Below are 22,327 nucleotides of genomic sequence, written 5' to 3' on the forward strand. Positions count from 1 at the left end.
CTGACATTTTTTTGTATTGTAGGACCTTTAAGTTACGTGACATGCTATGTTTTACAAATAGGGGGACTTTGAATGGTTGAAGCTATTTTAAAATTTTTTGTTAGTGAACAGCAAGCACAATCTATTTTATCCAATTCGTTAATTGAATTCATTTTCTTGGTACTATTTTTGACATTTACTGTCACTGTTGTTATTCATTTTGTCTTATTTAGTAAGTTACGAAGAATACGCAACTTTATTAATGATACAAATTCACTTGAGATTTCCCCTGTAAATAGGTTTCAGATGGAATTTGGACATAAGAATCAACAGGAATCTGTAAAGGTGGAGACATTTGTCCAAAATAAGTTCTCCAGTTGGCGTGTGTTTAATATACCAGTTGTAAGTCTCATCAAAATGATTCAAATGACCGTATCCGTTTTTATATTAATTGGTGTATTAGGGACTTTCATTGGACTTGCTATATCACTTGGAAGCATTGATGCTACAGGCGACCAACTTGTTGAAAATGTCGCGTTGGTACTAGCAGGTATTGATGTGGCGTTCTATACGAGTATTGCAGGTATGGGTTTATCGTTAATTATGACAGTTATAACTCGAGTAGCGAATACGGAAATGATGCTAACAGATATTATGTTAAAAACAGAATCTTTTTTAGAGGAGACGGAACCAGATGCGATGGCTCGTCTCATTGATGTATCTGAAACGATTAATTCCTCCATTAATCAACTACGGGAAACAAATGAACAATCTTTACAGAGTATTGTTGACTCTTTTCATGGCTTTCAAGAATATACAGTGGGGTTGCAGCAATCTGCTAAAGATTTAGCGAAGTTTAATGAGGGTTTATCAGCAAACCTTAAGGATTTCACGGTTATTTTTAATAATGTTCAAGAAGTAACTAATGGCTTTGATAAAGGGGTCACGAAACTAAATAAAAACTTTGATCAATTATTCTCCTATTTTTACAAAATGGATCAGAGAAATGAAAAAATGACAAGTGCTTTTACTGAAACGTATAAGAAGGTAGCTGAACTAACAAATTCCCAAACAGAAACAATGAATCATTTCCAGCATTCTGTTGAAGACTTGAGAGACTTTTTTTCTTCAGTTGCTCATAGACAAGAATCGATTTATTCATCTTTTGAGAAAATGATTTCACAAAGTGATCAATTTGCTAAGCTGATGAAAGAGAATAATCAAAAGTTTGAACGAATTTTTGGAGAAGATGTAAGTTCAAAATTATTTGAAATGAATTCTTATTTAAGAGAACTTCGAAATGATTTTCATACACTTGGGAATTCTGTCGTTCGTCTCCCTGATGCGTTAGAAACAGTGAACAAAGCACAATCGGAGTATAAGAGTTTATTATCTTACCGTTTTGACGAACTAAAGCAGTTTAATCTTGACTTTTCAAATCATTTACAGGCACATTCATCCAATGCACATGCCTTAGAGAACTATATGAATGATGTCTCGCGGTCCTATGAGCAACTAGGTATGAAGAACAATCAGCTATTAAATGACATCAATCGAATTATTACGCAAATGTCGGATTCGTTCAATCATAAAGAAAATCAGATTGAGTCGAGTGTTACGGCATTAAAAGACACCCTTTCTAAATATGTTGTAAACTTGGAAGGGACTCTTGGTGATCGATTGGACAAAGTAAGTAAAAACATAGGTGAGTATGTGCTTGATATGAATGAAGCGGTCAAAAAGGAATTTAAGCAAATTAGTGAAATTACAGACGATAATCAACAAAGAAATACTCGCTTTTTACAGCAAACACTTAATGAATTAAGTCAAGAATTTCACCAGTTAAATCGCCAGCTTCAGTCTTTCTCTCAAGAGGCAAAGATACAAAGCAGTCGTATAAGGGTTGGAACAAATGATTAGAAAGTATAAAAGACTATTTCATCGTGAAGAAGAAGAAAGTCATTTTTGGCCGTCATTCACAGATTTATTAACAGCGATCTTACTTTGTTTTATCCTCATCTTTATCATAATGATGGTAATTAAATCATTTCAAATTGAAGAAATGAAACGAACCATTGACCAAATTATGGGGGTCAGAGTAGACTTAATCAACGATTTGAATGAAGAATTTAGCAATTCTTCTCTTAACATTGAAATTGATGAGAAAACGGGTGCTTTAATTTTTAATACGGATATATTGTTTGAGTTTGATGCAGCCGTTTTAAAGCCAGAGGCGTTCGAGTTTTTAGATGAGTTTGTCCCTGCCTATTTAGATGTGTTATTAGAAAGTGGATATGATGATTATATTTCTGAAATCATTATTGAAGGCCATGCCGACCAAATTGGCAGCTATTTATACAATCTAGAACTGTCGCAGCAAAGGGCATTTAGTGTAGCGGAATATATTTTAAGTGAAGATTTTCCTTATAAAAACATTCAGGGCCATTTAAAAGATAAATTAACGGTAAACGGAAAGTCATACACGGAAGGGCGGACCGATGAAGAAGGAAACTATAGCAATCAAGCCTCTCGTCGAGTAGAATTTAAGTTTCGTTTAAAAGATGAAGAGATATTAGAAAAAACACGTGAGTTACTTGGTGGCTGACAAGTGAAAACAATGTGGATATTCGTATGCTACGGGGTTATCCCAATAGGCCATAATTACCTTTGGGATAACCCTTTTTGATTGCCTTAAAAAGAAATTATAAAACAACATAGTTATTTATATGAACATTTATCACGGGTCATCATATTTTACTATTAGCATCATTAAAAAGGATGGTTTCTTATGCCCGCAATCGTAGGAACGGTAAAAGTATTAAGTGTTGAAGGTAGTGGTGTTTTTAACATCGGGGATGTATTAAACATGTCTCCATCTAGTACTGCAAAAACCTATGCAGGTGCAGGATCATTTAATACAGGTGATTATTTAACGGTAAGTAATCATCATAGTCAAACGAACACATATGACAAAGATCTCAATGATTCCAATATTAAAACAATTATTTAGGTAGGAGGAGCAAATGAATTTTCATATCAATCAAAATATATCGATTCATCTTTTGAAGATTGAGGGGATATCAAATTCATCTGTATTGCAAATTGGTAGTGCGGGAATGATTAAATCACTTTCAAACCTTTATAATACAGGAGGGTTTACGGAACCGGCACCAGAAGCGACTACACCGGCTCCAATTGCCCCTCTCATTCCGCCCACTGCTTAAGGTTATTTTCTTATTAGGTAAAAGGGGGAGATTTCGTGTACTATGATTACTCGACATTAATACAAAATCTCCAACAAATGTATGGATATTTACAAACTCAGCAGCAAAGAATTACTCAATTAGAGTTACAAGTTCAAGAGCTACAAACTGAAATGAATACTTTAAAACAAAATCAAACTTCGAATATCGAAAAAATTGAATATAAGTTTGATCAACTAAAAGTTGAAAGGTTAGAAGGTACGTTAAATATCGGGATTACACCTCAGAACGGAGACAATTCAATTGAAGATTTTGCCGTTCATCAAGGTGAATTTAATGTTCCTCCTGCTCCACAATATCCGCCTATTTATCAAAATGTTCAACAGCGTGTACATGAATATTTAAATGAATCATGCTATCAAGACATCGATACAATCGAAAAGCGCCTCAAATATCAATTAAATAACGAGTACCGTCAATTTATAATCGAAGATATTCGAAAGCAAATTGATCAGCGCATTCAGCATTACCTTAAACAAATAAAACCACATAATTTGAACCAAGCGCAATTAGCTGAGATTGAAGAATTGACGTTTAATAAAGTGAAAGAGGATATTTGCAAAACCTATGAAGAATTTGTTGCAAAACTACCACGAGAGGAGATTGATTCGTAAAATGAACTTTACTGTTGTGAATAAAAATATGTGTGTAGATAATATTCGGATGGGTGACTGCTCTGGCGCATCTATTTTTTTAGTCGGTGACGCAGAAACGATTTCGTTATCTTCAGCCTTTGATACACCACCAGAATCATTAATTATAGGGCCATTTGTTCCACTTGCTTCGGCATAATAAGGAGTGTCTATATTGTTGAAACGAACTTCTATCGTTCATAACATGAAAGTAATTAATGTAGGTCTTGGTTCAATCTTCGAAATTGGAGATTCATTTTCAATTAAACCACGTTCGAAAGCATTGGCTTTACAACGTCAATTTGAACTTTTTTACGGCAATGAAGGCCATTTTAGAGACCCTGTTTTTACGAGACCATTGCCCAAGCCAGACTTTGGCGAACATGTCCGTTTTGTAAGGTATAATGAATCTCCTACAATTAAAGTGAACAATATTTTTGTTACGGCTGCAGCGGCAGCAAGTGTGTTGCATATAGGATCAACCCAATTAATTGATTCTGAATCTAGAGTCAAGCACATTAGACAGTTATTACATGGTCAAAAAGATAATGACGAATAATGCAACGAACATAATAATTTAATAAAACTATAAAATGAAAAGGGTGTTTTTTATGCCTTCCATTGTAGGAGGACCATTTAAAATTAATTCAAATGAAGGAGTAATAAATTTTGGTGACGCCAAAAATATCTCGCCAAAAACTACCGGGAAATCTGTAACAGGGTCAGGGAGTGCAATTACAGGTGACTTTGTTATTACTAATAACGGATTTAGTGTAAATAATACCTTTGATCCAGATGTTGCTGATCAAAACATTGGTGGCAATGTTTAGTTAGGGGATTTTAGTCTCTCTTTTAAGGTGGTGAATCGAATTGGACTTTAAAGATTGGAACAATCCATTTCAAAACCAATTTCAAGGGGAATTCTGGAATAATTTCAACAACCTCTTTAATGGAGCTCATTCTGAACCTAGAGTGAATCTTTATCAATCTGGGCATGAATTAATCTGTAATGTCTTTTTACCTGGAATCAAAAAAGTAGGAGATATCCACTTGTCTGTAAATGGGAGTACATTAGAGGTGAAAGGGGCTAATTCTCTCGAGTATAATGGATTTCAAATTATCCAGCAGGAATTTCCACACGGCTCTTATAAGCGGATAGTTGAGTTACCTTTTTCAGTTCGTAAAGATAAAATTGATGCATCTTATAAAAGTGGCTTACTAACAGTGCGCTTGTATCGTCTTATACCAGTAAAAGAAAAAGAGAAATTAGGGATTCCTATCAGAGATGAAGAGTAGTTTAAAAGTCGTAGGTAACTATGGCTTTTTTTCTATGTAGAACAAGCGTTTGCTACCTTTCATGATTTAAATAGTGTAAGCAAATAATGAAATGTATTACGGGATGCTCAAGCTTGAACAAAATTTTTGGTCAAACTGTCACCTTTGCTGCATATAATTGTTGCGAAGGGGGTTATCAGCATGAGAGCACCAAGGAGAAGCAGGCCCCGAGCTCGAAAAGGTCCGCTGCCATTTCGTTATGTTTTGCTTATATCTTTTATTATCTTTGTTGCTTTAACCGTTCAAGGGTTATGGATTATTGAGAAGGGCATTCGGCCTACACTTATGGAAATCGCAACTACTGAAACAAAAGTCATTGCGACAAGGGCTATTAATGATGCCGTCTCAAAGAAAATCGCTTCTGACCTTGATCAGAATGAATTGTTTATTACAAATAGTGAGAATATCATACAATTTAATACACAAATTTACAATCGGATTTTATCTGAAGCGACATTGCGTGTTGAGAGACATTTAAAGGCTATTGAACGAGGTGAGGCTTTTGATATATCGATTGACACAGAAAGTGATCCAATTTCGACAAATGACGGTGGACTTATATATAACATCCCATTAGGTCAAGCAACGAATAATGCATTACTTGCTCAATTAGGACCAAAGATCCCTGTGCGCTTTTCTGCTATTGGGGATGTAAAGACGGACTTAAATTGGGACGTTATAAATACGGGGATAAATAATACCACGATATCTGTCAATTTTGATGTGATAGTAGATGCAAAGATCGTCATTCCATTTGCAACTAGAGAGGAAGCGGTTAAGACGACCATACCAGTTGGATTAATTCATATCCAAGGAGAAGTCCCTGAATACTACTCAGAAGGCGGGGGCATGATTCTTCCAGCAGGCTCCTCACCTGATGGCAGTAGATAGGTGAAATCTTCAAGAAAAAAGATAGTTTCGTTCATGAAACTATCTTTTTCGTTCGTGTAATTAAGCGTTGCTATTTAATCATTGCTATTAAAATCGCAATAAATTATGATCTAATAATAGTCAATACATATAAATTTGGATCAAAGGTTAGAAAAGGAAATGCGGTTTTTATCAATATGTGGAGGGTAAGTAAATGAATTATGATGTAATAGTCATTGGTGCTGGTTCAATAGGAATGGCTGCAGGGTATTATTTATCTAAGAGTGGAAAGAAAACCTTATTATTAGACTCATTTAATCCACCGCACAACAAAGGGAGTCACCATGGGGAGACAAGAATTATTCGTTATGCATATGGAGAGGGTGAAGAGTATGTGCCTTTCGTACTTAGAGCTCAAGAATTATGGAGTGAATTAGAGAAAAGCTCAGGCAAAAACTTGTTTTTACAAACAGGTGTCATTAATGTCGGCAATGAAGAATCCGATTTTATTCAAAATATAATTTCTAGTTCCAAGAAGTATTCGTTGCCAGTAGATATTATGGGCTCAAAAGAAGTCCAAAACCGTTGGCCAGGCTTTTCGTTGCCTAACAATTATATTGGTTGCTTTGAACCAACGTCAGGAGTCCTAAAATGTGAGGAAAGTATTCAAGCATACCAAGAGCTTGCAAAGAACAACGGGGCTAAAATCATCACAAATAGCAGAGTGAGGAGTATTTCTATTAAGAATGAAAAAGTGACGATTCAAACAGATGAACATACATTTTGTTCCGAGTCTTTGGTTGTCGCTGCTGGCGCATGGTCAGGAGAGCTTTTTTCCATGTTAGATTTAGAGCTTCCTCTTCAACCAGTAAGAAAGACTTTTGCATGGTTTCAAGCTGACGAAAAGATGTATCACCATACCAAATTTCCAGCTTTTGCGTTTGAGACTTCTCAAGGTATGTACTACGGCTTTCCAAGTATAGATGGTGCCGGGATAAAGGTCGGTCGTCATGATGGAGGAGATCCAATAAATCCTGATGAATCAATGTTAGCTTTTGGTGAAGTAGAAGCAGATAAAGGAGATTTAGTAAAATACTTAAATCAATATATACCTGGTGTTCAGCAATTGAAGTATGGTAAAACATGTATGTATACACTTACGCCTGATGAAAAATTTATCATCGATTTACACCCTAACTATTCCAACGTTGCTATTGCAGCAGGGTTCTCCGGCCATGGGTTTAAATTTAGCAGTGCCGTCGGACAAGCATTAAGTAATTTAATTATTTCGGGGGAGAATGATGTAGATATATCTCAATTTTCGCTCAATCGGTTTGTGCAGTAAGACAAAAGAAACTCTATTACAAATAGCTTTAACGTACGAAAAGGGTTATCCCAAAGGCTTTTTGACCTTTGGGATAACCCTTTATCTTTACATAGGTGGTGTTTTTGTATTAACGTCTACCTTAGATTTTTTACTGTCAATCCACCCCCAAATACTAACAAGAAGCGGGCCGGAAATGTTGTGCCATACAGAAAATAAAGCACTTGGTAATGCAGCCAATGGTGAAAAGTGAACGGTTGCAAGTGAAGCGCCTAGGCCTGAGTTTTGCATACCTACCTCAATGGAGATGGCTCTTCGTTTCGCTTCATCTAATCCAACAAGTTTAGCTGTAATATAACCTAAGACTAAACCAATAGAGTTATGAAGCATAACAGCAACAAACAGTAGTAATCCAGTAGTAGCAATGTTATCTTTGTTCGCACCAACAACAGCAGAAACAATAGCTAAAATAGCAACAATCGAAATTAAAGGAAGAACAGTTGTGCTCTTATCAACAAAATTAGGTAATAATCTTCTTATAATGATTCCTAAAGCAATTGGTATAATAATTACTTTAATAATTGAGATAAACATAGCTCCTGCATCAACAGGTAACCATTGGTCAGCTAAAAGAAATAAAATAAATGGAGTTAGAATCGGAGCCAGTAACGTTGAAAAAGAAGTCATAGCGACAGAAACTGGCACATCCCCTTTAGCTAAGTACACCATCACATTGGATGCCGTTCCCCCTGGACATGCTCCTACTAATACAAGACCTGCTGCGAGCTCAGGAGGCAAATTTAATGCAATAGCTATTCCAAAAGCAACAAGTGGCATAATAACAAATTGTGCGATGACACCAATAATAACTGGTGTTGGCTTCTTTAAGACAACACCAAAGTCAGATAACTTTAATGTTAAGCCCATACCAAACATGATAATTCCTAATAATAATGTGATATGAGGTGCAATCCACGTGAAAGTATCTGGTGATAGAAAAGCAATCACACTAATTAAGATAACGATAACCGCAAAATATTTACTTACAAATTGACTAAAAGAGCGTAATCCACTCATTTCTCATTCCCCCAAACAAACTTTGTTTCTTTTTTTTTGTAAATTGTAACACTTCACAGATGTAATGACAAAAAAATTTGAAAACAACCTCATTATAGTGTGAGAAAACTGTGCCAAAATTCTTGCATTTGCTGCTCAATATTCGGCAATGGAAGAAGGGAATCGGAGCGACTTCTAGAAAAGTTCGTGCCAAAATTCTGGCAGTTTTTTAGTCGTTTCTTATTGTTGTGTGGGAAGAGTACTTCGTATAGCAGGAGTATCAGGAACAAAGGAAGTTGGCTTAAAAATTGCATTTATAATGAATGAGTCAATTTATAGGAGGGTCTGTCATGAAAATGGATTTATATAAACCAAATCGTCAATGGAAGGACATAGAACTTTGGAAAGATGTAACGCAAGAGCAGTGGGATGACTGGATTTGGCAATTAACCAATACCATTCGAACTCTTGATGATCTAAAAAAAGTAGTGAATTTAACACCTGAAGAAGAAGAAGGTGTTAAAATTTCAACGAAAACGATTCCTTTAAATATTACTCCTTACTATGCTTCACTCATGAATCCAGATGATCCAAGATGTCCGATACGAATGCAGTCTGTACCCATTGGAGAAGAAATTAACAAAACAAAATATGATTTAGAGGATCCACTAGAAGAAGATGAGGACTCTCCTGTACCAGGATTAACGCATCGATATCCTGATCGTGTACTGTTTCTAGTTACGAATCAATGTTCTATGTATTGCCGCTACTGTACTAGGCGAAGGTTCTCTGGTCAAATCGGCATGGGAGTCCCGAAAAAGCAATTAGATGATGCAATTAATTATATCCGCAACACCCCAAAGGTACGAGATGTTCTTCTTTCTGGTGGTGACGGATTGTTAATTAATGACAAGATTCTTGAATATATATTAAAGAACTTACGTGAAATTCCACATGTTGAAATCATTCGAATTGGAACAAGAGCACCAGTCGTTTTCCCTCAACGTATTACAGAAAATTTATGCAACATTTTAAAGAAATACCACCCAGTTTGGTTAAATACGCATTTTAATACGTCAATTGAAATTACAGAAGAGTCCAAAAAGGCATGTGAAATGCTTGTAAATTCTGGGGTTCCAGTTGGGAATCAAGCTGTGATTTTAGCAGGGATTAATGATAGCTTACCAATAATGAAAAAGTTGAACTATGATTTAGTGAAAATTCGAGTTCGTCCTTATTACATTTATCAGTGTGATTTATCAGAGGGGATTGGTCACTTCAGAGCACCTATTTCAAAAGGTCTTGAAATTATTGAAGGATTACGAGGTCATACCTCTGGTTATAGTGTACCTACATTTGTAGTCGACGCTCCTGGTGGTGGGGGGAAAATTACACTTCAACCGAACTATATGATTTCTCAAAGTCCAGAAAAAGTTGTACTTCGAAATTTTGAAGGTGTTATTACAAGCTATCCTGAACCAAAAGGGTACGTTCCTGGGCGTGCAGATGATTATTTCAGCGATATTTATCATAATTACGAAGAAAACCATTCAAATACAGGAATATCGTCGTTATTAAACGATGAACAAAAAACAATCGTTCCAAAATCGTTGGAACGTTACAATCGACGCTCGAGTTATCAAGAAAATGAAGGATATTCAACACTAAAAGATCGCCGCCAGAAGCGTGATGAATTGAAAGAGAAAAAGTATCAAACTGAAGTAAAAAAATATAATTATGATTCAAATTCACAGTCTCAGAAAGGAGAGGAAAAATGAGGTGCGAATGGTGTGGGCAACATGAAGCTGAAGAAATAAGTTGTACTGTTTACTGGGAGCTTCCCAATGGAACGCGCGCCATAGAAATAACAGACACACCAGGGATGGAATGTAGAAGTTGTGGTATGGAGTATCAAGCTGAAGAAGTAATTCAAAAAATAGAAGATCAGCTACTCCTAATTGATACAACTAAACTAGAAAAAAGTATTAACTACGAGCAACTAATGAAGAAAAAACGTTTTCTGAAATATAATTATTTTCGTTTTTAATTAAAGAGTTTGTTCAAAAAGGGGAGATTTTTCCCTTTTTGAACAAACTTTAATACGCTCTTAAACTTAAAAAAAGCCCTTCATAAAGAGAGAGGGATGAAAATGAAACGTTCATTACTAATTAAACCTATGATGGATGAAGACTACCCAACGGCTGTTCGAGCAGAGGGAATCTATATTTATGATGACCATGGGAAGAAGTATCTAGATGGTTCTTCAGGAGCAGTAACCGCAAGTCTTGGTCATGCGGTTACTGAAATCATTGAAGCTGTCCATGAGCAGTCGAAAGAAGTATCATTTGTTTACCGTTCACAATTTACAACGATCCCTGCTGAACAATTAGCACAAAAATTAAACACACTGATAAATGCAAAAGAGAACTATTGGTCATTCTTTGTAAATAGTGGATCAGAAGCAGCTGAAACTGCTATGAAAATTGCCATTCAACATTTTCAAGAACAAGGGAAAACCCAAAAGAACAAAATTCTCTCTCGCTGGATTAGCTATCACGGAATTACAATCGGGGCGTTATCGATGTCTGGTCATGTGAAACGTCGTGAACGATTTGTTCCTCTTTTAGAGGGTTATCCTAGCATTTCAGCACCGTATTGTTACCAATGTCCATTTCAAAAAACATTTCCAGACTGTCAGCTTGCTTGTGCCAGCGAACTCGAAACAGCTATTAAGAGAATGGGAGCTCAACATATTGCGGCCTTTATCGCCGAACCGATTGTTGGTGCAGCAGGAGGAGTGATTGTACCACCTGAAGGCTATTATCAACAAATTCGAAAGATATGTGACCGATATAACATTTTATTTATTGCGGATGAAGTCATGACAGGACTAGGTCGGACAGGGAAAATGTTTGCTCTTGATCATTGGGATGTGTTGCCTGATATTATGACACTTGGAAAAGGACTCAGTGCAGGATATACCCCTATTGCTGCGGCACTCGCTAGTGATAAAGTAATGAAGCCTATTTTACAAGGATCTAAATCGATTATGAGCGGACATACTTTTAGTGCCAATCCGCAATCTGCTGCAGTTGCTTTAGCTGTTTTAAACTATATTGAAAAAGAAAATTTAGTAGAAAAAGTTGAAAATAAAGGGGATATTCTCCTTCAAAAACTACATGTGTTAGCCAAACAGTTTTCTATGATTGGCAACATTCGTGGGAAAGGGCTATTAATCGGTGTGGAATTCATCTCGAAATCACATGGGAGTCTAACACAAAAAATAGTAGCAACGGCAAGAGAAAAGGGGCTTCTTCTATATCCTGCTTCAGCAGGAAGAGAAGGTGTCGAAGGAGATGCCATCATTATTTCACCCCCTTTTACCATTACAGAAAAAGAGATTAATCATTTAATTGAGCTTTTTTCAGACACATTACATGAAGTCCAAGGAGGATAGGAGGTTGAAGCCTTTGCAAAATACTCGCCAATCTTTAAATAAAGTGCGTACTCTACAAGAAGCAATGAACTATATTAATGATGGCTGTTCTCTCATGTTTGGTGGATTTGGAGGTGTCGGCAATCCTCCAACAATAATTAATGGTCTTATAGAAAAAGGTGTGAAAGACCTAACTTTGATCGGAAATGACGCTGGGTTTCCAACAATCGGAATCGGAAAATTTATTAGCCAAGGCAGAGCAAAAAAGCTAATCGCCTCGCATATTGGTTCAAATCCTGTTGCTGGACAGTTAATGGTCGATGGGAAACTAGAAGTTGAATTTTCACCCCAAGGCACGTTAGCTGAACGTATTCGTGCAGGAGGAGTTGGGTTAGGAGGCGTTTTAACGGATATTGGACTCGACAGCATGATGGAGGAAGGAAAACAAAAAGTTGAGGTAGATGGGAAGACATTTTTAATAGAATCTGCACTTAGAGCTGATGTTGCGATTGTTTATGCAAAGAAAGCAGATGAATTTGGCAACTTAATTTACGAAACAAGTGCAAGGAATACGAATCCTTTAGTTGCGATGGCTGGAAGTATTACAGTCGCTGAAGTCGAGGAAATTGTTTCTGTTGGGGTGTTAGATCCCCATGATATTCAAACACCAGGTATTTTCGTAGATTTTGTGATTCAAAGCAAAGGGGTAGATTGGAAATGGGCATGGGAATGAGTATTCGAGAAAGGATAGCCAAGCGTGCCGCGCAAGAAATAAAGGACGGAATGATGGTGAATTTAGGAATAGGAATCCCTTCTCTCGTTGCCAATTATCTCGCACCTGAGTGCAGGGTTATGTTTCATGCAGAAAATGGGGTACTCGGTATTGGGAAAGCGCCAGAAAAGGGGAAGGAAGATCCGACACTATGTAATGCAGCTGGGTTTCCTGTTACGACAGTTCCAGGTGCTTCTTATTTTGATAGCGCGGTTGCATTTGGAATGATTCGTTCCGGTTATTTAGATATCACTATTTTAGGAGGACTAGAGGTAAGTGAACAAGGCGATCTTGCTAATTGGATCGTCCCTAAAAAGCGAGTGCCAGGAATAGGGGGTGCCATGGAACTGGCAAAAAAAGCCAAAAAAGTGATCGTTGTAATGAATCATACAAATAAAAACGGTGATGCCAAAATCGTGAAGCAATGTCGACTTCCACTAACAGCTAAAACTTGTGTCAATTTGATTATCACTGATATGGCAGTAATTGAAGTAACAGATCAAGGGCTATTATTAAAGGAGGTAATGGCGCCATATTCTACAGAGGAAGTTATCGAAGCAACAGAAGCACATCTTCTGGTCCCGAGTGAGGTCAAAATAGTGAAAGGAAGCTAGACAAAGGGGAGAAGAGCAATGGAGAATCATCATCAGCTTAGAGACAAAATTTCAAGCTGGATAAAGTCTCATCGGTGCAAAGGGACTCATTTGCTGCAGAAGCTAGTTCAAGCTAAAAGTACTCAAGGTAACGAAGTGAAGGCTCAAAAAATTGTTATTGAAACGTTAACAGAAATGGGCTTAAATATTGATGTTTGGGACCCTGAAGGAAAAGAGTTACAAACACATCCGTATTTTGCTTCTTCTAAAGTCGATTTTCACGGAAGTCCAAATGTTGTTGGTGTATTAAAAGGCAAAGGAAATGGACGTTCCATCATTTTAAATGGCCATATTGATGTCGTTCCGGCTGGGGATCCTGAACAATGGGATGATGATCCGTATAGTGGCAAAGTAAAGGATGGAAAGATGTTTGGTCGAGGAGTGACGGATATGAAAGGGGGGAATGTTTCGCTGCTTCTAGCTATTCAAGCTATTCAGGCTCTTAATATTCCTCTTAAAGGAGATGTAATCTTTGAGAGTGTCATTGAAGAAGAAAGTGGAGGAACGGGAACATTAGCTAGTATTGAAAGGGGATATAAAGCCGATGCTGCAATTATCCCTGAACCGACAAATATGAAAATATTTCCGAAGCAACAAGGGTCAATGTGGTTTCGCATCTTTGTGAAAGGACGATCGGCTCATGGTGGAACGAGGTATGAAGGAATCAGTGCAATTGAAAAAAGTATGTTAGTCGTTAATCATATTCTTGAACTTGAGAAAGAGAGAAATAACCGCATAACAGACCCTTTGTATGAAAAGATCCCCATTCCTATCCCGATTAATATTGGGAAAATTGAAGGAGGAGAATGGCCTTCTTCCGTTTGTGACCTAGTCCAAATTGAAGGACGAATGGGAGTTTCACCAGAGGAAACAATGGAGGAAGCTAAAGCAGAAATGGAACAGTGGGTAAGAAAACTAAGGGAGTTAGATTCATGGTTTAAGCAAACCCCGCCAAAAATAGAATGGTTTGGTGCGAGATGGCTTCCTGGTTCTATTCCAACTAGTCATCAGCTAGTAACCTCTTTAGCAAAAAATTATCAATTAGTTTTAAAAGATGAACCAATAGTTGAAGCATCCCCTTGGGGAACAGATGGGGGGCTCTTAACAAAGGTAGGAGAGACTCCGTCCATTGTATTTGGACCAGGAGTAACAGAAAAAGCACATTTCCCTAACGAATATATAGAACTTGACAAAGTATTTGTTACAGCAGAAATCATCGCCTTAACGTTAATAGATTGGTGCGGGATCGCAGAAGCGTGATTGAGCTATTAATTAAATTGAGATCGGCAAACTTAGTGAAAGATAGCAAGATGGATATATTCTGTGAGGTTTATTTACAGAATGTATCCGTATCTTGTAAGATCTGCACTTCGTTTGTCTTTTTATTTTGCTTGTTTAAGTCTTATTGTAATGAGCTTAAAGAGCATGAATAGAAATAAAATTACACTCTTTTAAACATCTAACTGTTTAAAGTTGTGAGATTTATAAAAACATCGTTATATTATCTGACAATATTAACCAAAGTTTTTGAAGCATCTGATAAAACTGAATTATGAGATAAGAACATACGGACATTTTATTTTTTTTATATGTGCATTATGCATGATGACCAATAAAAACAAGTTGATTTAGCTGAGGTGGCTAATGATGATTTTGAGAGAATCTTTTACACTCTAATCAACGTTATAAAAAGGAGGCAGGTAAATGTTGTTTGATACGGTCATACTCTTTGGAACGCTTGTAACTGAAAACGATGTGGTTGAAGCGGATTTAGGAATACATAATGGAAAAATAGTCACAATCTGTGAACCAGGAACGATTAAAGCAGGAAGTGCAAAGATAATTGATGCTAAAGGATTACACATATTTCCGGGTTTGATTGATGTACATGTTCATTTTAATGAACCTGGAAGAGATAATTGGGAAGGACTTGAAACAGGAAGCCAAAGCTTAGCTGCGGGGGGGATCACAACATTCTTTGATATGCCTTTAAACAGCAATCCCCCTACTACTACTAAGGAGCGCTATTTAGAAAAACAACAGTTAGCTAACGAAAAGTCGATTGTAGACTACCGTCTATGGGGTGGTTTGGTACCAGATAATATTGAAAATCTAACAGAACTACATGAAGAAGGTGCTATTGGTTTTAAAGCATTCATGTCGGAATGTGGTACGGATGATTTCCGGTATGCTGATAATAGTACTTTAATTCAAGGAATGGAAAGGATAGCAGAACTAGATTCAATTTTAGCGCTACATGCAGAATCGAATGAGATGATAAATTATTTAACTGAAAAGGCAAAAAAGGAACAACGTTTATCGATCCGAGATTACTGCAACTCACGTCCGATCCTCTCAGAACTCGAAGCAGTTGAAAGAGTTTTACGTTATGCAGAGCTAACAGGTTGTAAATTACATATTGTTCATGTAAGTAGTAAGAGGGTTATTGATCGGATTAAAGAAGCAAAAGAACAAGGGGTCGACGTAACGGCCGAAACGTGTCCACATTATTTATGTTTATCTATTGATGAATTTGAGGAGATTGGTCCTGCTGCTAAATGTGCACCTCCCTTGCGAGAAAGAGAAGAAGTAGAACTGTTATGGCAAGCTTTAAAAAATGGGGATATTGACATCATTAGCTCAGATCATTCACCATCACCTCCAGAGTTAAAAACACAAGGCGAACATATTTTTGATGTTTGGGGAGGAATTGCTGGTTGTCAGAATACATTACATGCTCTCTTAACGGAAGGTTACCACAAACGCGCAGTGTCATTGTCAAAAATTGCAGAGCTTACCGCTCTTCAACCCGCAAAGCGTTTTGGTTTATATCCAAATAAAGGATCGATTCGAATTGGTTCGGATGCCGATTTAACAATCATTAATCTTAATGAAGAATTCGTTTTGAAAGCAGAAGATCTTAAATATCGTCATAAACTTAGCCCGTATGTTGGGAAGAACTTCATTGGAAAGACCATGTATACATTTTCAAGAGGCGTTTGCGTATTCGAAGACTTGAATAGCAAGACTAGTGTTTAACACTAGTAACCAAAAATAAGACTGAATATTTTGAATTAAAAAGCAGAACCTTCAAATTGAGGGAATAGGAGTGGAAGAACATGAGAGCAGAAGCGAAAGTTATGCCAGTAAAAGAAGAACACCCGAAAAAGAAGAAGTTTGCTTTTCCTCACATTTACGTTATTCTATTGATTTTTGTAGCTGTGATGAGTATTGCGTCCTATTTCATCCCCGCTGGAGAGTATGAACGAATCGAAGGCCCAATGGGGAGGATGATGATTAATCCAGATGTTTTTACATTCATTGATTCAACACCGATCGGATTGATGGATTTTCTAACAGCTATTCCTCAAGGGATGGTGAGTGCTAGCTCAGTCGTGTTTTTCACCTTTATGATAGGTGGAGCATTTATGGTATTAAAAGACACAGGAATTATACATTTTGGCGTGGATCGATTAACGAGAACGTTTATCAGTAGAAAAGTATTAATTATTCCGGTTTTATTAGTTACATTTTCGGTAATAACCGCTTTTATTGGTACACCAGAGTTAGCTTTAGTGTATGTCCCTATTTTAATTCCTTTAATGATTAAGCTAGGCTATGACAAGATGATGGCCGCTGGAGTAGCTTTGATTTCTACAACTGGGGGTTTTTTAGCGGCACTAACGAATCCGGGTACTGTTGGATTATCTCATCAAATAGCCGAATTACCTATTTATTCAGGTGCGGGTTATAGATTTTTATTATTAATGGCTATTATTGCTTCAGGTGTAATATTTTTAATTCGATATGCTAAGAAGTTAGAACAGAACCCACACTTAGTTAAACAAAGTTTAAAAGAGACAGCTTCTCAGCACATTTATGAAGAGAAGAACTATGAAATTACAACAAGACAAAAGGTTGCGGGGATTGTCGTGATTTTGATGTTTGTTGGTATGATTTATGGAGTATTGACACATCAATGGGACTTCATAAAATTAGCTGGGTATTTCCTTGCAATGGGAGTCATTGTAGGGGTTGTTGCAGGAATGTCTGGAAACCAAATTAGTGAATCTTTTAACAAAGGGTTCAGGGATGTTTTACTTGGTGCAATGATTATCGGTGTTGCCCGAGGTGTTGCAGTTGTTATGGAAGAAAGTCAAATCATTGATACGATCATCTATGGGTTATCACATGTAGTTAGTAGTTTACCATCATCCATCACAGTATTAGGGATGCTGGCAACCCAAGGTTTGTTTAATTTCTTTGTACCTTCTGGTAGTGGCCAAGCATTAATTACGATGCCGATTATGATCCCATTAGCAGATATTGTAGGAACGACAAGACAGACTGCTATTTTGGCTTTCCAAGTCGGAGATGGACTATCGAATATTATATTCCCGACTTCAGGATACTTTATGGCGACGATTGCTGCAGTTGGAATTTCCTACGGTAAATGGGCTAAATTTATTTTTCCATTATTGATCGTTTGGTTTTTAATAGGATGTGCATTTTTGTTAGTTGCTCATGCAATTACATGGGGACCATTTTAAGTTATAATAGGGGTGTCTCAAAAGGTCAAAACCTTTTGAGACACCCCTTTTTCTCTTGACTAAGCTTTATTTTTCCACAAATACAACATAGCTTGCGCAAATTCAATTCCTTGATATAACAAAATACTCAGTGCACTCGCCGAGAACAAAGCAACTGCAATTAGACGAATCCAAAACACATTGATTCCTCCTTTCAACAAGGGATTTATGCGGAATAAATGTTGTTTTGAAAATAATTCGACTTATAAAATACAGCTAACAAGAAATGTTTTATTGATGTTACATACTGATTTTCAGAGGTTGCTAGTTTCGGCAAAAAAATTAAACAAATGAGCAACGTAAGTGACGCAGGTTTAATACTTTGTATTTTCAATTCTTGAAAGTCGTGTAACTGACTAGTTTCAATTACTCCGTCAGGATCGTAGCTTTTTTCCGCAAAGGTCTTTTCAACTTGAAAAGAGGTGTGCAAAAGCAAGTAAAACATTGATGAAACTAAAAGAATAACATATTTCATGTTTTCACCTCTTCGTAAGTAGCCAAATCATACCATGATCTATATGAGTGGGAAATAGGCTTAAATTACTAATGCTAGAAATGGACAGTCCTGGATGTTTTATCAATTTGGTAAAGTGATTTGGATGGTAAAGCCATCAGTCGTATCAATTTCTAACGTTCCGCTTAACTCATCTACACGTTCCTTCATGGCTGTTAGACCAAGGCCGAGTTCAATCTTATCTGGAGAGTTACCGTTATTCTTTAGGTAGAAAACAACTTCTGTGGTTTTCAACAGGATTGAAAGAAATTCCTAGCATGAAACTCAGGTTTTATCATATATGTGGTATGAGGACAAACTTTGAGAGGAGAATCTAAGTGTCAGATCTTTTAAAAATCCTTGTATTTTCATTGTTTTTAAGTTTCTTATGGGTAATTCCTCGGTTTGGTCTAATTTTTCAATGGATATCGGAACATGTTTGGCAGTCTAGTATAATAGGGCTTTCAATCGTATTCATACTAGTTATCGTAAATTGGGTTAAGTCAAGAAGGGCGAATAAAGTACAAAATAAACAATTAAAGGTAGAAAAATCTCAAGGATAACCTCATTATTCGGTAGCTTCTGTTAGCGAGTAGCGGGGTAATATTTACTAAACGTTAAAATAAAAAGGCTTAAGTACTAGATAGCAACATCTAACTCTTCTATGATAGAAATACAAAGAACTACATTGGAGTGATAGTGAATGAAAGGCATTAAAGTGTATCATGTTGATGCGTTTACGGATCAACCGTTTGGAGGAAATCCTGCTGGGGTTGTACCAAACGCAGAATCAATTGACTCTTTCGAAATGCAATCGATCGCAAAAGAACTTAATTTGTCGGAGACAGCTTTTCTCATACCTTCAAAAAGTACAAATACAGATTTTCGTATTCGATATTTTACGCCGAGCAGTGAGATTGATTTTTGTGGGCATGCCACCGTTGCATCAGCTTGGTTACTTGGTACGGTATATGATTGGGCAGAAAAAAAGAACATGATCACGTTTGAGACAAACATTGGTCATGTTCCGGTTGAATTCGTAACAAAGCAAGGCGCATTACATGCTGTTATTATGAAACAGGTAGAACCAAAAATAAAAAAGATAGAGACAGACCTAGCTGAGTTAGCAAGCTATATCGGTTTAACTAAGGATGATATTGATACAAATTATCCGGTTAGACTTGGGTATACTGGGAATTGGCACCTACTCATACCTGTCAAAACACGTGAAGCCATTGACCAAGCTGTACCGCAGATTCTCAAATTGAAAAAGCATAACGAAATCCATAATATCTGTACGACTCATCTATTTACATTTGATAGTCAAGAAGAAAATTGCTTGATATATACACGTGACTTTGCTCCTGCTGTAGGAATTCATGAAGATCCTGTTACAGGTTCAGCAAATGGGGCATTAGCTGGTTATTTAGTACTCGAAGGAATCTTAAATTCAAAAGTAGATCATGTCTTTTGTATTGCTCAAGGGCATGCAGTTGGAAGGCCAGGGAAGATTGACATTATCATCCATATCGATGATGACAAGCCAACCATTAAAGTTGGAGGTAGGGCAGTTCCTACGATTGCTGGTACTTTTTTAGTAGCGGGAGAAGAGTAATCTAAAGTATTATTTGCCTACTTTTTTTGTGTATCTATTCGCATAACTAGAGGCTACAAAGGCATCTGGTTTAATTTTAGGTTCAACACCCATTGTTTCCAACCGGGCCACCATTTCTTTTACATATTCTCGTGTTTTATTGCGTTTCCCTGAACCGATATCGATGTGTCCTTCAATTGAAAATGTAGCTCCTTGGTATACATATGGTAAGACAATATCAATCATTTTGTTCTTTTTTGAATCTGTAAACATAGAGACAATCTCTTCTGTTAATGTGGTTTCTAACGATATTCGTTCATGCAAATGACGCATTGGCTTAGGTATCGTGATTTTTCGGATGCAAGCCCAAGCACCTTTCCCAGTATTTTGAATCACGATTCCAGTTATAAAAACCGTGCATCGTGCATGAACTTGTGAATCCGTTCCAACCATCAGTCGATAATTGCCACGTGGATTTAATTTTATAAATTTAATAATTCGCTTAAAGACTTGTTCAAACGACATGTTTTTTTCTTGCAAATTTTGAAATTTGTAGTGTAACCTTTCTTGTCGTTTCAAATGATCACCTACATTTACTTGGTATAATATCCATCATATGCAAGCAAGCTATATTTATTAGTGAAATCAGAAAATTAAGGCTACTATCCCTAAAATTCGACTAAATCAATAAGAAATGTTTGCGCATAAGGTGTAGTGGTAGTAATATAGATAGAGAATTCAAAAAAAACTTTTCCCAAAACAATATTTGTTGTGAGAAAATAACATGTAATGTTATGGGAATAGTTCGAGCACACTAAAGACAGAAAATATTAGGAGTGGTAGAAATGAGCAAACAACAAGTTGGAGTCATTGGACTTGCAGTAATGGGTCGTAACCTAGCGCTTAACATTGAAAGCAGAGGGTATAGTGTTTCTGTATTTAACAGATCTTCTGAAAAAACGGAGACTATGTTGAAAGAAGCAGAAGGTAAGAATGTCGTTGGTACATATAGTATTGAAGAATTTGTTGCTTCACTAGAAACACCAAGAAAAATTTTATTAATGGTACAAGCTGGCTTTGCTACAGATGCAACAATTGAGCAGCTTTTGCCACACTTAGAAAAAGGCGACATTTTAATTGATGGTGGAAACACGTTCTTTGAAGATACTCGTCGTAGAAACAAAGAGCTTGCTGAGTCAGGCGTTCATTTCATTGGAACAGGGGTATCTGGTGGTGAAGAAGGAGCGCTTAAAGGGCCTTCTATTATGCCAGGTGGGCAAAAAGAAGCATATGATCTTGTAGAGCCTATCTTCAAGGATATTTCTGCAAAAGTTGGCGGAGATGCTTGTTGCACATACATCGGTCCAGATGGTGCTGGGCACTATGTAAAAATGGTTCATAACGGAATTGAATATGGTGATATGCAGTTAATTTGTGAGTCTTACCACCTTATGAAAGATGTTCTTGGACTAAGTGCACAGGAATTACATGAAACATTTAAAGAGTGGAATGAAGGCGAACTTGATAGTTACCTAATTGAGATCACAAAAGACATCTTCACTAAGGTGGACGATGAAACTGGAAAGCCTATGGTTGATGTTATTTTAGATACAGCTGGCCAAAAAGGGACTGGAAAATGGACAAGCCAAAGTGCGCTTGATTTAGGTGTACCTTTATCGATCATTACAGAATCTGTTTTCTCTCGTTTTATTTCAGCGATGAAAGAAGAGCGTGTGAAAGCAAGCAAAATTCTAAGCGGACCGAACACTACGTTTGAAGGCGATAAAAAAGAATTTGTTGAAAAAATCCGTAAAGCATTGTACTTAAGCAAAATTTGTTCTTATGCTCAAGGGTTTGCTCAAATGAAAGTAGCTTCTGAAGAGTATGATTGGAACTTAAACTTAGGAAATATCTCTATGATCTTTAGAGGTGGATGTATCATCCGAGCTCGTTTCCTTCAAAACATTAAAGAAGCTTACGATCGTGACACAAATTTAACGAACCTATTACTAGATCCTTACTTCAAAGAAATCGTAGAAGGCTACCAAGAAGCTGCTCGTGACGTAGTGGCTACAGCTGTTAAGCTTGGAATTCCTGTTCCAGGTCTTGCAAGTGCGTTAGCATACTTTGACAGCTATCGTACAGAAACACTTCCGGCTAACCTTCTACAAGCGCAAAGAGATTACTTTGGTGCTCATACGTATCAACGTGTTGATAAAGAAGGAACATTCCACACAAACTGGATGGAAAAATAATAAATTGTGTAAGGTGGCTTCGACTTAGTCGAGGCTGCCTTTTTTGTTTGGATAATTTTGTATTTATTATTACATT

26 protein-coding genes are annotated in these 22,327 nt (G+C 36.9%); 22 read left to right on the forward strand and 4 right to left on the reverse strand.

All coding sequences use genetic code 11. From position 1 onward, the window contains the following. Window positions 1–72 precede the first annotated feature (72 nt). From AC1FXP_RS00850 to solA, 11 genes are all read left to right on the forward strand, one after another. Window positions 73–1,899 carry a MotA/TolQ/ExbB proton channel family protein gene (locus tag AC1FXP_RS00850; RefSeq protein WP_480058048.1) on the forward strand — a complete coding sequence of 609 codons (1,827 nt, stop codon included), beginning with the start codon at window positions 73–75 and terminating at the stop codon, window positions 1,897–1,899. Continuing rightward, window positions 1,892–2,584 carry an OmpA family protein gene (locus AC1FXP_RS00855; RefSeq protein WP_480058049.1) on the forward strand — a complete coding sequence of 231 codons (693 nt, stop codon included), beginning with the start codon at window positions 1,892–1,894 and terminating at the stop codon, window positions 2,582–2,584. Before AC1FXP_RS00850 ends, AC1FXP_RS00855 begins: the two co-directional genes overlap by 8 nt. Window positions 2,585–2,767: 183 nt before the next feature. Continuing rightward, entirely contained in the window at window positions 2,768–2,989 is a 222-nt protein-coding gene (locus AC1FXP_RS00860; RefSeq protein ID WP_480058050.1) for a spore germination protein, read from the forward strand. 13 nt (window positions 2,990–3,002) lie between these two features. Beyond that, window positions 3,003–3,203 carry a spore germination protein GerPB gene (locus AC1FXP_RS00865; protein ID WP_480058051.1) on the forward strand — a complete coding sequence of 67 codons (201 nt, stop codon included), beginning with the start codon at window positions 3,003–3,005 and terminating at the stop codon, window positions 3,201–3,203. Window positions 3,204–3,238: 35 nt separating this feature from the next. Next, window positions 3,239–3,856 (forward strand): spore germination protein GerPC, encoded by a 618-nt coding sequence (gene gerPC / locus AC1FXP_RS00870; RefSeq protein ID WP_480058052.1) that lies wholly within the window; start codon window positions 3,239–3,241, stop codon window positions 3,854–3,856. Between the two features lies 1 nt (window position 3,857). Continuing rightward, window positions 3,858–4,034, forward strand: a complete 177-nt coding sequence (locus tag AC1FXP_RS00875) for a spore gernimation protein GerPD (protein WP_480058053.1) — start codon at window positions 3,858–3,860, stop codon at window positions 4,032–4,034. 15 nt (window positions 4,035–4,049) lie between these two features. After that, on the forward strand, window positions 4,050–4,433 hold the full coding sequence (locus tag AC1FXP_RS00880; protein WP_480058054.1) for a spore germination protein GerPE: 384 nt from the start codon (window positions 4,050–4,052) through the stop codon (window positions 4,431–4,433). Between the two features lie 52 nt (window positions 4,434–4,485). After that, window positions 4,486–4,704, forward strand: coding sequence for a spore germination protein (locus AC1FXP_RS00885; RefSeq protein WP_480058055.1), 219 nt, complete (start codon window positions 4,486–4,488; stop codon window positions 4,702–4,704). Window positions 4,705–4,744: 40 nt separating this feature from the next. Beyond that, window positions 4,745–5,170, forward strand: a complete 426-nt coding sequence (locus AC1FXP_RS00890; RefSeq protein ID WP_480058056.1) for an Hsp20/alpha crystallin family protein — start codon at window positions 4,745–4,747, stop codon at window positions 5,168–5,170. A 180-nt stretch (window positions 5,171–5,350) separates the two neighbouring features. After that, on the forward strand, window positions 5,351–6,100 hold the full coding sequence (yunB, locus tag AC1FXP_RS00895) for a sporulation protein YunB (RefSeq protein ID WP_480058057.1): 750 nt from the start codon (window positions 5,351–5,353) through the stop codon (window positions 6,098–6,100). A gap of 193 nt (window positions 6,101–6,293) precedes the next feature. Then, a complete protein-coding gene (gene solA, locus AC1FXP_RS00900; protein WP_480058058.1) occupies window positions 6,294–7,424 on the forward strand; it encodes an N-methyl-L-tryptophan oxidase in 1,131 nt (376 codons plus the stop codon). A gap of 87 nt (window positions 7,425–7,511) precedes the next feature. Here the strand turns inward: solA and AC1FXP_RS00905 are convergent, their stop codons facing one another. Further along, window positions 7,512–8,480, reverse strand: coding sequence for a bile acid:sodium symporter family protein (locus AC1FXP_RS00905; RefSeq protein ID WP_480058059.1), 969 nt, complete (start codon window positions 8,478–8,480; stop codon window positions 7,512–7,514). Between the two features lie 329 nt (window positions 8,481–8,809). Here AC1FXP_RS00905 and kamA point away from each other — a divergent pair, with 329 nt between their 5' ends. The 8 genes from kamA (at window position 8,810) to AC1FXP_RS00945 (ending at window position 17,870) form a co-directional block, all read left to right on the forward strand. Beyond that, a complete protein-coding gene (kamA, locus tag AC1FXP_RS00910) occupies window positions 8,810–10,237 on the forward strand; it encodes a lysine 2,3-aminomutase (RefSeq protein ID WP_480058060.1) in 1,428 nt (475 codons plus the stop codon). Further along, the gene (locus AC1FXP_RS00915) at window positions 10,234–10,506 is read left to right on the forward strand and encodes a YokU family protein (protein WP_480058061.1); all 273 of its coding nucleotides are present in this window, start codon (window positions 10,234–10,236) and stop codon (window positions 10,504–10,506) included. The genes kamA and AC1FXP_RS00915 overlap by 4 nt, the downstream gene beginning before the upstream one ends. 102 nt (window positions 10,507–10,608) lie before the next feature. Next, window positions 10,609–11,916 carry an aspartate aminotransferase family protein gene (locus AC1FXP_RS00920; RefSeq protein WP_480058062.1) on the forward strand — a complete coding sequence of 436 codons (1,308 nt, stop codon included), beginning with the start codon at window positions 10,609–10,611 and terminating at the stop codon, window positions 11,914–11,916. Between the two features lie 4 nt (window positions 11,917–11,920). After that, window positions 11,921–12,628, forward strand: coding sequence for a CoA transferase subunit A (locus tag AC1FXP_RS00925; protein WP_480058063.1), 708 nt, complete (start codon window positions 11,921–11,923; stop codon window positions 12,626–12,628). Then, window positions 12,613–13,281 (forward strand): 3-oxoacid CoA-transferase subunit B, encoded by a 669-nt coding sequence (locus tag AC1FXP_RS00930; RefSeq protein ID WP_480058064.1) that lies wholly within the window; start codon window positions 12,613–12,615, stop codon window positions 13,279–13,281. Before AC1FXP_RS00925 ends, AC1FXP_RS00930 begins: the two co-directional genes overlap by 16 nt. Before the next feature lie 18 nt (window positions 13,282–13,299). After that, window positions 13,300–14,580 carry a peptidase gene (locus AC1FXP_RS00935; RefSeq protein ID WP_480058065.1) on the forward strand — a complete coding sequence of 427 codons (1,281 nt, stop codon included), beginning with the start codon at window positions 13,300–13,302 and terminating at the stop codon, window positions 14,578–14,580. A 444-nt stretch (window positions 14,581–15,024) separates the two neighbouring features. Beyond that, entirely contained in the window at window positions 15,025–16,359 is a 1,335-nt protein-coding gene (locus tag AC1FXP_RS00940; protein ID WP_480058066.1) for an allantoinase, read from the forward strand. A gap of 80 nt (window positions 16,360–16,439) precedes the next feature. Beyond that, complete coding sequence (locus tag AC1FXP_RS00945; protein WP_480058067.1) at window positions 16,440–17,870, forward strand: YfcC family protein; 1,431 nt, start codon at window positions 16,440–16,442, stop codon at window positions 17,868–17,870. 205 nt (window positions 17,871–18,075) lie between these two features. On the opposite strand, the gene AC1FXP_RS00950 is transcribed toward AC1FXP_RS00945, so the two are convergent. Both AC1FXP_RS00950 and AC1FXP_RS00955 read right to left on the reverse strand, forming a co-directional pair. Further along, window positions 18,076–18,384: a hypothetical protein gene (locus AC1FXP_RS00950; protein WP_480058068.1), complete on the reverse strand. Its 309-nt coding sequence runs from the start codon at window positions 18,382–18,384 to the stop codon at window positions 18,076–18,078. A gap of 102 nt (window positions 18,385–18,486) precedes the next feature. Continuing rightward, the gene (locus AC1FXP_RS00955) at window positions 18,487–18,657 is read right to left on the reverse strand and encodes an ATP-binding protein (protein WP_480058069.1); all 171 of its coding nucleotides are present in this window, start codon (window positions 18,655–18,657) and stop codon (window positions 18,487–18,489) included. 83 nt (window positions 18,658–18,740) lie between these two features. Here AC1FXP_RS00955 and AC1FXP_RS00960 point away from each other — a divergent pair, with 83 nt between their 5' ends. Then, a complete protein-coding gene (locus tag AC1FXP_RS00960) occupies window positions 18,741–18,965 on the forward strand; it encodes a hypothetical protein (protein WP_480058070.1) in 225 nt (74 codons plus the stop codon). A gap of 140 nt (window positions 18,966–19,105) precedes the next feature. Then, a complete protein-coding gene (locus AC1FXP_RS00965) occupies window positions 19,106–20,017 on the forward strand; it encodes a PhzF family phenazine biosynthesis protein (RefSeq protein ID WP_480058071.1) in 912 nt (303 codons plus the stop codon). Between the two features lie 9 nt (window positions 20,018–20,026). Here the strand turns inward: AC1FXP_RS00965 and AC1FXP_RS00970 are convergent, their stop codons facing one another. Beyond that, the gene (locus AC1FXP_RS00970) at window positions 20,027–20,521 is read right to left on the reverse strand and encodes a ribonuclease H-like YkuK family protein (protein WP_480058877.1); all 495 of its coding nucleotides are present in this window, start codon (window positions 20,519–20,521) and stop codon (window positions 20,027–20,029) included. Between the two features lie 320 nt (window positions 20,522–20,841). Between AC1FXP_RS00970 and gndA the strand changes: the two genes are divergently transcribed. Next, window positions 20,842–22,251 (forward strand): NADP-dependent phosphogluconate dehydrogenase, encoded by a 1,410-nt coding sequence (gene gndA / locus AC1FXP_RS00975; protein ID WP_480058072.1) that lies wholly within the window; start codon window positions 20,842–20,844, stop codon window positions 22,249–22,251. The last annotated feature ends 76 nt before the right edge of the window (window positions 22,252–22,327 follow it).

This window comes from Halalkalibacter sp. HAAS-P013 (genome assembly GCF_056619925.1).

Excerpts from the sequence above, each read along its gene's own strand:
- AC1FXP_RS00865 (WP_480058051.1), top strand. The coding sequence starts at position 3,003 with ATGAATTTTCATATCAATCAAAATATATCGATTCATCTTTTGAAGATT.
- AC1FXP_RS00965 (WP_480058071.1), top strand. The coding sequence starts at position 19,106 with ATGAAAGGCATTAAAGTGTATCATGTTGATGCGTTTACGGATCAACCG.
- gndA (WP_480058072.1), top strand. The coding sequence starts at position 20,842 with ATGAGCAAACAACAAGTTGGAGTCATTGGACTTGCAGTAATGGGTCGT.
- AC1FXP_RS00970 (WP_480058877.1), bottom strand. The coding sequence starts at position 20,521 with ATGTCGTTTGAACAAGTCTTTAAGCGAATTATTAAATTTATAAAATTA.
- AC1FXP_RS00850 (WP_480058048.1), top strand. The coding sequence starts at position 73 with ATGGTTGAAGCTATTTTAAAATTTTTTGTTAGTGAACAGCAAGCACAA.
- AC1FXP_RS00920 (WP_480058062.1), top strand. The coding sequence starts at position 10,609 with ATGAAACGTTCATTACTAATTAAACCTATGATGGATGAAGACTACCCA.
- kamA (WP_480058060.1), top strand. The coding sequence starts at position 8,810 with ATGAAAATGGATTTATATAAACCAAATCGTCAATGGAAGGACATAGAA.
- AC1FXP_RS00905 (WP_480058059.1), bottom strand. The coding sequence starts at position 8,480 with ATGAGTGGATTACGCTCTTTTAGTCAATTTGTAAGTAAATATTTTGCG.
- AC1FXP_RS00915 (WP_480058061.1), top strand. The coding sequence starts at position 10,234 with ATGAGGTGCGAATGGTGTGGGCAACATGAAGCTGAAGAAATAAGTTGT.
- AC1FXP_RS00885 (WP_480058055.1), top strand. The coding sequence starts at position 4,486 with ATGCCTTCCATTGTAGGAGGACCATTTAAAATTAATTCAAATGAAGGA.
- AC1FXP_RS00855 (WP_480058049.1), top strand. The coding sequence starts at position 1,892 with ATGATTAGAAAGTATAAAAGACTATTTCATCGTGAAGAAGAAGAAAGT.
- yunB (WP_480058057.1), top strand. The coding sequence starts at position 5,351 with ATGAGAGCACCAAGGAGAAGCAGGCCCCGAGCTCGAAAAGGTCCGCTG.
- AC1FXP_RS00935 (WP_480058065.1), top strand. The coding sequence starts at position 13,300 with ATGGAGAATCATCATCAGCTTAGAGACAAAATTTCAAGCTGGATAAAG.
- AC1FXP_RS00945 (WP_480058067.1), top strand. The coding sequence starts at position 16,440 with ATGAGAGCAGAAGCGAAAGTTATGCCAGTAAAAGAAGAACACCCGAAA.
- solA (WP_480058058.1), top strand. The coding sequence starts at position 6,294 with ATGAATTATGATGTAATAGTCATTGGTGCTGGTTCAATAGGAATGGCT.
- AC1FXP_RS00860 (WP_480058050.1), top strand. The coding sequence starts at position 2,768 with ATGCCCGCAATCGTAGGAACGGTAAAAGTATTAAGTGTTGAAGGTAGT.
- AC1FXP_RS00930 (WP_480058064.1), top strand. The coding sequence starts at position 12,613 with ATGGGCATGGGAATGAGTATTCGAGAAAGGATAGCCAAGCGTGCCGCG.
- AC1FXP_RS00875 (WP_480058053.1), top strand. The coding sequence starts at position 3,858 with ATGAACTTTACTGTTGTGAATAAAAATATGTGTGTAGATAATATTCGG.
- AC1FXP_RS00940 (WP_480058066.1), top strand. The coding sequence starts at position 15,025 with ATGTTGTTTGATACGGTCATACTCTTTGGAACGCTTGTAACTGAAAAC.
- AC1FXP_RS00950 (WP_480058068.1), bottom strand. The coding sequence starts at position 18,384 with ATGAAATATGTTATTCTTTTAGTTTCATCAATGTTTTACTTGCTTTTG.